At 60.8% G+C, this 10857-nt stretch carries 9 protein-coding genes and 2 pseudogenes; 5 read left to right on the top strand and 6 right to left on the bottom strand.

The genetic code is table 11. The features are described 5' to 3' along the window. Window positions 1-6: 6 nt before the first annotated feature. Together KBX07_RS09645 and KBX07_RS09650 are read right to left on the bottom strand one after the other, a co-directional pair. A complete protein-coding gene (locus KBX07_RS09645; protein ID WP_005288378.1) occupies window positions 7-684 on the bottom strand; it encodes a roadblock/LC7 domain-containing protein in 678 nt (225 codons plus the stop codon). After that, a complete protein-coding gene (locus KBX07_RS09650) occupies window positions 681-1289 on the bottom strand; it encodes a hypothetical protein (protein ID WP_156774804.1) in 609 nt (202 codons plus the stop codon). The genes KBX07_RS09645 and KBX07_RS09650 overlap by 4 nt, the downstream gene beginning before the upstream one ends. Window positions 1290-1587: 298 nt before the next feature. On the opposite strand from KBX07_RS09650, the gene KBX07_RS09655 reads away from it, so the two are divergent. After that, window positions 1588-1965, top strand: coding sequence for a hypothetical protein (locus KBX07_RS09655; RefSeq protein WP_005288372.1), 378 nt, complete (start codon window positions 1588-1590; stop codon window positions 1963-1965). A gap of 271 nt (window positions 1966-2236) precedes the next feature. On the opposite strand, the gene KBX07_RS09660 is transcribed toward KBX07_RS09655, so the two are convergent. Then, window positions 2237-3436, bottom strand: a complete 1200-nt coding sequence (locus KBX07_RS09660) for an acetate kinase (protein WP_256004359.1) — start codon at window positions 3434-3436, stop codon at window positions 2237-2239. Window positions 3437-3439: 3 nt separating this feature from the next. Then, window positions 3440-4801, bottom strand: coding sequence for a phosphate acetyltransferase (gene pta / locus KBX07_RS09665; RefSeq protein ID WP_005288366.1), 1362 nt, complete (start codon window positions 4799-4801; stop codon window positions 3440-3442). Between the two features lie 338 nt (window positions 4802-5139). On the opposite strand from pta, the gene KBX07_RS09670 reads away from it, so the two are divergent. The 4 genes and pseudogenes from KBX07_RS09670 to KBX07_RS09685 all read left to right on the top strand — a co-directional run bounded on the left by KBX07_RS09670 (window position 5140) and on the right by KBX07_RS09685 (window position 8608). Then, a complete protein-coding gene (locus tag KBX07_RS09670) occupies window positions 5140-6531 on the top strand; it encodes an FAD-dependent oxidoreductase (RefSeq protein WP_256023958.1) in 1392 nt (463 codons plus the stop codon). Between the two features lie 202 nt (window positions 6532-6733). Further along, window positions 6734-6967, top strand: a complete 234-nt coding sequence (locus KBX07_RS09675; protein ID WP_256023960.1) for a hypothetical protein — start codon at window positions 6734-6736, stop codon at window positions 6965-6967. 403 nt (window positions 6968-7370) lie between these two features. Then, a pseudogene (locus KBX07_RS09680) lies at window positions 7371-7742 on the top strand (pyridine nucleotide-disulfide oxidoreductase); the annotation flags it as partial. A 119-nt stretch (window positions 7743-7861) separates the two neighbouring features. Beyond that, complete coding sequence (locus tag KBX07_RS09685; RefSeq protein ID WP_256023962.1) at window positions 7862-8608, top strand: DUF3800 domain-containing protein; 747 nt, start codon at window positions 7862-7864, stop codon at window positions 8606-8608. Window positions 8609-8804: 196 nt separating this feature from the next. On the opposite strand, the gene KBX07_RS09690 is transcribed toward KBX07_RS09685, so the two are convergent. Continuing rightward, entirely contained in the window at window positions 8805-10088 is a 1284-nt protein-coding gene (locus KBX07_RS09690) for a hypothetical protein (RefSeq protein WP_256023963.1), read from the bottom strand. Between the two features lie 296 nt (window positions 10089-10384). Then, window positions 10385-10857 (bottom strand): annotated as a pseudogene (locus tag KBX07_RS09695) (hypothetical protein); the annotation flags it as partial.

Consider the following 10857-nt stretch of genomic DNA (forward strand, 5'->3'; position numbering starts at 1 on the left):
CCGGGGTTAAATCTCCCTCAGCCACTCACCGAGCCGCTTACCGAAGCTGCGCGCGTGGTGGGTCAGCATGCCCAGCTGGGTGTCGGTGGCGAAAATGCCCATGACCAGGTGGCCGATCGGCTCGTGCTCGATCCTCACCAGTGCCATGAGGTTGTCACCGGGGAGCTCAACGATGACGCTGGTGCTGTGCTCATCACCCAAGACCGGGTCAATGACCTTTGCGTGGGCGGCGGCCACACCGAACATCGACGAGTTGAGCGCCGTGATACGCGATGCGTCGATGCCGTCTTTCAAGCCGATGGAGCACACATGCAGGCCGTCACCGGTGCCGAGGACCACCGAGTGCACACCGGGCACCTCGTTGCGCAGATTCGACATGATCGGCAAGCACGCCTTTGCCAAGTCGCTGGTGGAAAAATCTGTGCCGCGCACGCGACGGTGGCGTCCAATCTGGGTGGACCACTCGTCGACGCCAGCCGTATCGTCGTCTGCGATTTCGGCATCTACTATGTCCGCGTCCGCTATTCGGGCATTAGCGTCCACGTTTCGGTAGAAATTCGCGTCGGGGTTCACAACGTTATTGTCGCCGGGAAAGCGGCGGTTATTCAAGTAAGGGTTCGGTTCGCTCATGGAATTCGCATCGGAGGTCAAGGGATAAGGTGCGTAGTGCTGGGTGAACGTCATGCTGTGGCTCCCACTCGGTTCAAGGCTGCGTCCACAACAGCCGCTACGTCGCCCGCCTTGCGGGGATCAGCGGACATGATCGGCACATCGGGGAAACCGAATGCCGGGATGAGGTGGCGCAACTCGGTCACCGGATCAGGCTGGCCCGGCTCTTTGAAGTTCACCGCGACGACGACGCGGTTCGTCGCCTTCATGTCGTGGATAGCCATGATCCACTCACTAACCTGGTCTTCAAGCAGGTGCTCGTAGCCGAACAGCCAGAGAACCAACCCGGCCTCCGGGTTCATCGCCGGCCCGCGGGCGGCCTGGAAGCGTTCCTGCCCAGGGGTTCCGTAGAGGCCGATGGTGCGGCCGTCGGGACGGTGCCACATTCCGAAATCGATGCCCACGGTGGTCGTCGTTTTAGTGTGCACGTAGAAGTCATCCGATGCTGCTGCGTACACCTCCGTTTGAACGGGCGCAAGCGTCGACAGAGTAGAGATCGCGGTCGTCTTTCCTACTCCCACGGGCCCTAAGAAAACGACCTCACGGTCGACATAAGATCCGACCAGGGCTTCCTTCTCCCACGGCTGCTCTACTTTGGTAGCGCGGCGCGGTCGGTTCACGTCACCAGTTTGACGCCGGTGAACGCCTGCGTACTCTTCCACGGCATTTATCTCCTTGCTTTCTCAACCTAACATTTGTTGTCGCGTCATCATAGGGGTAGCCGCTTTACCCTATTTCTTCCAAATCGCTGTGCGACACTCCCTAGATTGCCGATAATAATGTAACCTACAGAGAAGTAAAGTGACTTTTCTGCTTGATGTGGAAAACCAGGAGTTACTTTCAGTATTGGGTTTCCTCCAAGTTGAGTGCTAACTTTCTCGATTGGATTTCCCGCAAGTACAAACAGATAGGAAGAACATGTCCCACCAAGAAACTCTGAACAACTACCTCAATGAGATCGCCAGCGACCTCGGCGGCTTCATCGGCGCATCGATCGTCGACCTGGACACCGGCATGTCCCTGGCCACCAACTCCCGTTACCCGAACTTCGACCTTGACGTCGCAGCGGCCTACAACTCTGAGATGGTCAAGTCCAAGTTCAAGGCAATGGACGCTTTGAGCATCTCTCGCACTAACCTGCAGGACATGCTGCTTACCCTGAACGACCAGTTCCACCTGATCAAGATGCTGGACAACAACCTCTTCGTGTACGTGGCTGCGTTCTCGGACCAGACCAACCTCGCGCTGATGCGCAACGTGGTCAAGTCCGGCTTGAACAAGCACGGCCTCTCCTGAAGAGCTCGCACTGATAGCGGAGGAGACTCGTCCGCAGGCCAGCCTTTGTGGTCCGTGATCGCGTCTCAGCCCCCATCCATGGACTTCGCGCAACTGCGCGCCATCCAGCCCATGCCTGTGGAGGGCGACCTCCTCTTCGCCGTCAGTGCAGCTGACGCGGGGACTGATCCGCACACCTGAAGAACACCACAAAACCCACGGCTGGGAACCGTTCGCATGAACTGCCCGCCGTGGGTTTTGTCTTGCCCGGGGGCGTAAGCGCCCCAGCCGCTTAAGCCCCTTGCGCGATCTGCGCGGACTTCTGGGCGATGGCCAGCTCCTCGTTCGTCGGAACCACGAGGACCTTGGTAGCGGAGTCGTCGGTGGAGATGATACGGGCGTCGCCGCTCTCGGCATTCTTCGCCTCATCTAGCTTCACGCCGAAGCCCTCGAGATTTGCCAGCGCGTCGGCACGAGCCTGAGAGTCGTTCTCGCCGACACCGGCGGTGAAGGTGATGGCGTCAACACGGCCCAGGGCGATCATGTAGGCACCGATGTAGCGGCGCAGACGGTGAATGTAGACGTCGTAAGCCAGTTTCGCCTCGGCGGAGCCTTCCTCGATCATGGTGTGCAGCTCGCGGAAGTCGTTGACACCGGCGATGCCCTTCACGCCGGAGCCGCGGTTGAGCAGGTTATCGATCTCGTCAATGCTCATGCCGGCCTGGCGGTAGAGGTGGAAGATGACACCCGGGTCGATGTCGCCGGAGCGGGTACCCATGACCAGGCCTTCGAGCGGGGTGAGGCCCATGGTGGTGTCGATCGGCTGGCCGCCACGCACAGCGGAGACGGACGCACCGTTGCCCAGGTGCAGCACGATCTGGTTAGTCTCCTCGAGGGGCTTGCCAATCAGGTCCGGGACCTGGGACGCGATGAACTCGTGGGAGGTGCCGTGGAAGCCGTAGCGGCGGATCTTCTGCTCCTTGGCCACCTCCGCGTCAATGGCGTAGGTGGCGGCGTTGGCCGGCAGGTGGTTGAAGAAGCCGGTGTCGAACACACCGATGTGCGGAATGTTCGGCAGCAGTGCGCGTGCCACCTCGATGCCGTCAATGTTGGCGGGGTTGTGCAGCGGGGCCAGTGGAATGAGGTCGCGGATCTGCTCGACCACAGTGTCGTCGATAAGCACTGGCTCGCTGAAGGTCTGACCACCGTGCACGATGCGGTGACCCACGGCGATGATCTCCACCTGGGTCGGGCCAGCGCCGTTGGCATCCAGCATGGCGATGGCCAGCTGCAAGCCGCCGCGGTGGTCGCGGATCGGCATGGAGGACTCTACCGCACGACCCTCGATCTTGATCTTGATGTGGCCGCTGGGTTCACCGATCTGCTCAACCAAGCCGGAGACGAACGGGGTGTCTGCGGCGGAGGCGGTCGGGTCGACGATCTGGAATTTGATCGAGGAGGACCCGGAGTTGAGAACGAGTACGTATGCCATGAGTTAGTGTGCTCCTTGTGCCTGGATAGCGGTGATTGCGACGGTGTTGACAATGTCCGGGACGGTCGCGCCACGGGACAGGTCGTTGACCGGCTTGTTCAGGCCCTGCAGAATCGGGCCGACAGCGAGCGCGCCGGCGGTGCGCTGAGCTATCTTGTAGCCGGCGTTGCCTGCCTCGAGGTCCGGGAAGATGAACACGTTGGCTTCACCGGCGACCGGGGAATCCGGCGCCTTCTTCTTGCCCACGCCCGGGTCGCATGCGGCGTCGAACTGCAGCGGGCCGTCGATGGCCACGTCCGGAGCGAGCTCCTTCGCCTTCGCGGTGGCCTCAACAGCGCGGTCAACGTCCGGGCCGGAGCCGGAGGTGCCGGTGGAGTAGGACAGCACGGCGACCTTCGGGTCGATGCCGAACTGGGCGGCGGTCTGCGCGGAGACGGCAGCGATCTCGCCGATCTGCTCCGCGGTCGGGTTCGGGTTCACGGCGCAGTCGCCGAAGGCCCAGAGGCGGCCGCGCATGACCATGAGGAAGATCGAGGACACCACGGTCGCGCCTGGAGCGGTCTTGATGATCTGGAAGGACGGCTTAATAGTGTGCGCGGTGGTGTGCGCGGCACCGGATACCATGCCGTCTGCCAGCCCCTTGTGGACCATCATGGTGGCGAAGTAGGAGATGTCCTTCATGGTCTCGCGGGCCTCCTCGATGGAGATGCCCTTCTTCTTGCGCAGCTCGGCGAAGTCTGCGGCGAACTCTTCCAGCAGCTCGGAGTTGAGGTGGTCAATGATGTTCGCCTTGGATAGGTTCAGGCCCTTGCTGTCAGCGCGGCGGGCGATATCGTCGCTGTCACCCAGGATGGTGATGTCGGCAACGTCCTGCGCGAGGAGTTGGTCAGCGGCCTCGAGAATGCGGTCATCCTCGCCCTCCGGCAGGACGATGTGGGAGCGCTTCTCTTTGGCACGATTGAGCAGCCAGTTCTCAAACACGGCTGCGGACATGACCTGCTCGGTCTCGGTGGTCAGTGCGGTGTTGATGGCAGCAGCGTCAACATCGGCCACCACGGCGGCGACGGTGGCACCGAGCTCATCGATGCGTTTCTTCGCCAGTTCTGCGACTTCCTCGGCGGCAGCGACGACGAGCACGGGAACGCCCAGCGCGGATGCGGCGTCAGCGTCGTAGTTGTAGTCGCCGGTACCGACGATCAGGGAGTCGCCTGCGGACAGCAGGTCTGCGGACACGACGGCGGAAACATCAGCCTCGTGCTCGCTGAGACGCACGGCGGTCAGGTTGGATTCCTGAGCCAGCGCATCTACGTCGATGCCGTCGAGGGTGCGGCCTACCGTGGTGATCAAAACGGACCTGTTAGCCATGGGGATCCTTTCGCGTGGGTTGTGCACATTTGACGTGCGTTGTGAGCCGTCGCGCAGTCGTCGCCGCGCGCGACATTGGTCACCAGTGTAGCCACGGCCATGGGCGCGTGCCTGAAAAAGTCCGCAGGTGAAACGTGATTCACACTTATCGCGCAGCAGCAATTCACGTGCGCACGCCGCGAGCCCCCGCTCGTTGCTTTTCGACGTCCCATCCCCCGCACCACTCAGTACGAATGTAATAGAACGAGCGGTCTAGGTATTATTAGCCAAACCGCTACAATGGCAGGTACTAATAACTATCCATCACTATCACCCCCGAGAAGGACACAGCAGTTTCTATGAGCACTCCCCAGGATTCCCTCCGCGTCGCCGTCGTCGGCTCCGGCCCGGCCGGCATCTACGCCTCCGACCTGCTGATCAAGTCTGACCTCGCCCAGTCCGGCGTAGACGTGAAGGTAGACATCTTCGAGCGCATGCCCGCACCGTTCGGCCTGATCCGCTACGGCGTGGCGCCGGACCACCCGCGCATCAAGGGCATTGTCAAGTCCCTGCACAACGTGATGGACAAGCCGGAGATCCGCCTGCTGGGCAACGTCGACGTAGGCACGGACATCACTGTCGAGGAGCTGCAGGAGTACTACGACGCTGTCATCTTCGCTACCGGCGCTGTCGCCGACCGCGACCTGAACATCCCGGGCGCGGAGCTTGACGGCCACCACGGCGCCGCCGAGTTCGTCGGTTTTTACGACGGCAACCCGGACTTCACCCGCGACTGGGACTTAACCGCAGAGAAGATCGCCATTGTCGGCGTGGGCAACGTCGCCCTGGATATTGCGCGCGTGCTGGCCAAGACTGCAGACGAGCTCCACGTCACCGAGATCCCGGACAACGTTTATGAGAACTTGGGCCGCTCCGCCGCGAAGGAGATTCACATCTTCGGCCGCCGCGGCCCGGCGCAGGCGAAGTTCAGCCCGCTGGAGCTCAAGGAGCTGGACCACTCCCCCACCATTGAGGTCATTGTGGACCCGGAGGACATCGACTACGACGAAGCGTCCGAGCAAGCCCGCCGCGACTCCAAATCCGTCGACCTGATCTGCCAGACCCTTGAGGGTTACGCGATGCGCGACCCGAAGGGCGCCCCGCACAAGTTGTTCATTCACTTCTTCGAATCACCGGTGGAGATCATCGGCGAGGACGGCAAGGTCACCGGCTTTGTCACCGAACGCACGGAGCTCGACGGAAACGGTGGCGTGACCACCACCGGCGAGACCACGACCTGGGATGTCCAGGCGGTCTACCGCGCAGTCGGCTACCGTTCCGACGCTGTCAACGGTGTTCCCTTCGACGACTACAAGGCCGTGATCCCCAACGACGAAGGCCACGTGCTTACCGAGTTCGGCGGCGACATCGTCCCCGGCCTGTACGCCACCGGCTGGATCAAGCGCGGCCCCGTCGGGCTGATCGGCAACACCAAGTCCGATGCCAAGGACACCACCACGATGCTTATCGACGACTTCCGCAACGGCTCCCTGGAACTGACCGACAAGCGCGACCCCCAGGACATCCTGGACCTGCTCGCCTCCAAGGGTGTCAACGCGACCACGTGGGAAGGCTGGCACAACCTCGACGCCCACGAACGCGCCCTTGGCGAGGCCGAAGGCCGCGAGCGCAAGAAGGTCGTCGAATGGAACGACATGGTCACCGCATCGCACCCGGAGTACGAGATCTAGGGGTCTGCGCCGAAACTCTCTAAGTGAGGTCACGGTAGCGTGGCCTCACTTTCGTCTGTCCAGTGCCCACCCTATCTCAGCTAAAGTCAGTGGAGACAGGGGGTAAAACGTGGACCAAATAGATATCTGGCTGCGGGCAGGACAGCTGCTCGTAGCTTTCCTGGGCTTCTCAGGACTAATTTTGACAATTCACCAAAAGACCGTGAGCGACGCTCGCGCCGAATGGTGGAAACGCTACACGTGGGCAACCGACCTGATTCGCGAGAAAGATGACCAATCGTTCCACTTAGGCATGTTCCATCTGAACATTTTGCTCGAGAGCCCGCTGACGACGCGCACGGAGAAGAAGATCATCCAGGAGCTAGCCATTGCCGGGTCAAACAACGATAATGGGGGCACCGACAAGGAGGCCGATGATGACTTCGAAAATGACTAAAGTAGATCGGCAGCGAGAGTGGGCGAAGCTCGCGGTTAAGGCGAGTCAGCAAACCGGCGAGCCTCTTCCCAGCGATTTTTACGAGCGTACGGGATTGCAAAATCCTGATCCGAAACCGGTTCGCAAGCGCGTCTCGCGCTCGTTCGCAAATCGGTCTCGCGCACGGTGAGTACCTTTGATCAGCGCCGGGTGTACCGTTGATCGACGCTGAGTTAGTGGTTTTCTGCCAACCGCATGCTTCGACGGTCCTACGCAGAGTTTGTCTCTCGCCAGCTGCGCAAAAGACGGTTCTTACGCGGGATCGCGCAAGCAGGCAACTAAACCAATCGAGGCAGGGCTGAGGCGGTGAAGTCACTCTATCCGTCCGCGGCGACTGGGGCCAAGTGCGTTGGATTCGTAGCCCGTCATCCCCAACGACGAAGGCCACGTGCTTACCGAGCCCGGCGGCGACATCGTCCCCGGCCTCTACGCCACCGGCTGGATCAAGCGCGGCCCTATCGGGCTGATCGGCAACACCAAGTCCGACGCCAAGGACACCACCACAATGCTTATCGACGACTTCCGCAACGGCTCCCTGGAACTGACCGACAAGCGCGACCCCCAGGACATCCTGGACCTGCTGGCCTCCAAGAACGTCAACGCGACCACCTGGGAAGGCTGGCACAACCTCGACGCCCACGAACGCGCCCTCGGCGAGGCCGAAGGCCGCGGGCGCAAGAAGGTCGTCGAATGGAACGACATGGTCACCGCCTCGCACCCGGAATACGAGATCTAAGTCCCTAGTGCACTAGGATCTAAAGCAAGGTCCCGGCAACTCGCCGGGACCTTTTTTCAGTAGACTTTTCTGTCCGACACGACCAGGAAAGCTAACCAGTTCGCCAGTAGCATTGCACTATGGGGAAAAACGCAGACCGTTCGGTCCGGTTGTGCTATTTAGACGAATCAGAGACTACAGATGACTCTTTCTACACTTTCGGCGCGCTGATGTGCAGTCCGGCGCAAGCCGTAAACGTTGAGGAAGAGATCAATCAGCTCGGCGACCAATTGCACAGCCGTTATTCAACCGTTCTTCCAAGTCAATCAGAATTTCACGCAGTAGAGATTTTTCACGGCAAAGGCCATTGGCGACAAATCGCCATGGCCGATCGTTTCGATCTCTTCTCCGAGATTGTTCAGGTCATCAAAAGGCAGAAGCCTATCTTTGTCACCCGCACGATTGACGAGAATCTCTACCGAGCACGGTATGGAACTAGGGCATTCCCACTTCATCAGCAGACCATGGGTTACATTCTCGAAGAAGTAGAGAAACAGATGCGCAAAAACTACTCCGATGAACGCGCTCTCATTTTCGCAGACGAGCACCACTCAGCTAATGACTCTCGTGCGAACCTACGAGCTGCGAGAGGAAAAGCACTCAAGGGTAAAATTAGTGTCGCCTTGGACCACATCTTTGATACCGCCTATTTTGGCCCATCCGACCACAGCCGCCTATTGCAAGCGGTCGACATATGTACATATTTTTACCAAAAGGGACGGTTCTCTGCCCCCATGAACAATGCTTGGGCAAGATCTCAAGTCGAACACATCTGCTCAGAAGTGGACAGTCTTCTGGAATATGAATATGTGTGGCCCAAGCAGTAGTGAAGGCCCGAGTCCAAGGCTTATGGCCTGCAGGACCTTGAATAATACCCCCGAAATGGGCCGGAGCCGTCCCCTTTCAGGGACGACTCCTGCATGCTCGCGACGTTACACAGGACGACGCCTTTAGTCAAGACTGACACGCCGCCGGCGCTTCAACCAGTGGTAGCCGACGGTGTGCCATAGAACCCGTGTCTGACTAGAACCCGAAGAAGCTGCGGATTCCGCGCCAGATGCGAGCGAAGACACCTTCGCTGCTGCTACTGCTGCTCTCGGAGCTGCGGTTCTTGCTCTTCTCAGCGGCCTTGTCCTCCTTGGACTGCTTCTCCTGCTGCTCAGGGTCGAAGAGCTCGGACTCGGGCTGAACCTCAGGAGCACCGTTTTCCAACGGAGCTGCCTCCGGGGAGTTCGACGGCGCTTCCTCCGGTGCAGGTGCCGGCCGGACCGCACCATCCTCCACCTCGGGGGCATCAGCTTCCGGTGCGGGAGGAACTACTCCGCCCTCTACCTCAGGGGCATTTTCGGCCGGTGCCGGCGGCACTGTGCCAGCCTCGACCTCGGGTGCGTCTGCCTCGGGAGCCGGCGGGACAGCGCCCTTGTCGGTGTCGGTGGGCTGCTGAGCGGCTGCACCGATGTGCGGGGAGTAGTTGTAGTCGTGGAAGATGATCTCGTCGGCACCCGCGTTCTTGTGCTCGCTCCTGTTGGCGCCGCTGGTCCACAAGTTGATGCGCAGCTGCTGGGTGCCGGTGTCGCGGGGGACGCGGTGGGTGGAAGTGACGTCGGAAAGCACTTGGCCTTGCTTCGTCTTCGTGATCACGCGCAGGTAGTCCTTCTCCCACTCAGCAATGGTCTGCAGGGTCTGGTGACCGGCCGGGATGTCGAACTCAGCGGGCTTGATGCGGTCCGGGCGTTGAGCCGTGTCCGGGTAGTACGTCACGCCGCCGTGCGGAAGCGGGCGGTTGACCACGCCCCAGCGGCTGATCTCGATGAAGTCGATCTCAGTGGAGCCGTGGGAGTTCTTGTGCACCTCGTCGTACTTGTTCAGCTCGAGCTCCGCCATGTCATACGGGAAGATGCCCAGCACGTTGTGCGGATCCATCTCGTTGAAATCAGCGGAGTACTCAAACGTGTAGGTGCCGTAGCCGGTGGAGTCCACAGCGTTGATCTCCACGCCGCCACGGATGCCCTCGTTGCGAATCTTCAGGTCGCCGTTGGGCAAAGGCGTTGCGCCGTTGACCCACTTCGCGCGGTTGTCAGCGGGGTCCGCCGCCTGCGGGCCACCGAAGTTCAGCTTGCCCTCCGTCTGGCGGACGGCCCACTCGCAGCCGCTCCAGTCGAACGTGGGGAAATCATAGTCAGTGCTGAAACGCCCACCAGTGCGCTGAATGTGCACCGGCACGTCCGCCTGTGCCTGGGCGGGAATTACTGCCAGCGGCGCGACAAGCGCCGCCGCCACGGTCAGGGAAACTACCTGCTTTTTCATGTTCTCTTTCTTCACACGTCGTACCTTCGCACCCAGGAGAACTGGTTGAACTGTCCCCCTGCAGTGACCACCTTCGGGATGAAACCTTAATCCCTCTCAGGAATGGTATATGTTCTTCGCTGTTAGGTCCACTAAGTAGTTTGACCTTGCATAATATCTTGTTCCTACAGGTAGAACGTAGCGTCTTGATCTTCCGTGACGTTTCGCCGTCTGGCTAGAAACCGAAGTCGGCGCATGAAAAAGCGGGCTGATGCTTGATCGCATCAACCCGCTCTTAGTTTATGAGCGTTCAGCTCTTAGCCGATGAAGTCAGCGACATCGTCGCCCTTCTCAGTCGCACCAGACGGCACAGACTGGATCGGCTGGCGGCCCTCACCCGGCGCACCCGGCTTGACCGGCTGCTCGGGGGAACCAGGCTGGTTCGGCTCAGGCTTGTCACCCGGCTGTCCCGGTGTACCGGGCTGGCCCGGCTTAGGGTTGTCACCCGGCTGGCCCGGCTCACCGGGCTGGTTCGGCTCAGGCTTGTCGCCCGGCTGACCCGGAACCGGCGGGGTCGGGTTCGACGAGCCCGGGGTCTTATCGAACAGCCAGATCAGAGCAGGGACTACCGGAACCAGGAGCAGCAGCCACCACAGCTTGTTCTCGCCATCGGAGCTACCCGGCTTTTCAGGCTTGTCCTCCCCTGGCGTCTCCGGCTCGGTCGGCTCGGTCGGCTCGGTCGGCTCGGTCGGCTCGGTCGGCTCGGTCGGCTCGGTCGGCTCGGTCGGCT

It is taken from the genome of Corynebacterium sp. CCUG 70398 (assembly GCF_024454055.1).
Lineage (GTDB): Bacteria > Actinomycetota > Actinomycetes > Mycobacteriales > Mycobacteriaceae > Corynebacterium > Corynebacterium genitalium.

Coding starts and splice junctions, on each gene's coding strand:
- KBX07_RS09660 (WP_256004359.1), bottom strand. CDS start 3,436: ATGGCATACGTACTCGTTCTCAACTCCGGGTCCTCCTCGATCAAATTC.
- KBX07_RS09645 (WP_005288378.1), bottom strand. CDS start 684: ATGACGTTCACCCAGCACTACGCACCTTATCCCTTGACCTCCGATGCG.
- KBX07_RS09655 (WP_005288372.1), top strand. CDS start 1,588: ATGTCCCACCAAGAAACTCTGAACAACTACCTCAATGAGATCGCCAGC.
- KBX07_RS09670 (WP_256023958.1), top strand. CDS start 5,140: ATGAGCACTCCCCAGGATTCCCTCCGCGTCGCCGTCGTCGGCTCCGGC.
- KBX07_RS09690 (WP_256023963.1), bottom strand. CDS start 10,088: ATGAAAAAGCAGGTAGTTTCCCTGACCGTGGCGGCGGCGCTTGTCGCG.
- pta (WP_005288366.1), bottom strand. CDS start 4,801: ATGGCTAACAGGTCCGTTTTGATCACCACGGTAGGCCGCACCCTCGAC.
- KBX07_RS09685 (WP_256023962.1), top strand. CDS start 7,862: ATGGGGAAAAACGCAGACCGTTCGGTCCGGTTGTGCTATTTAGACGAA.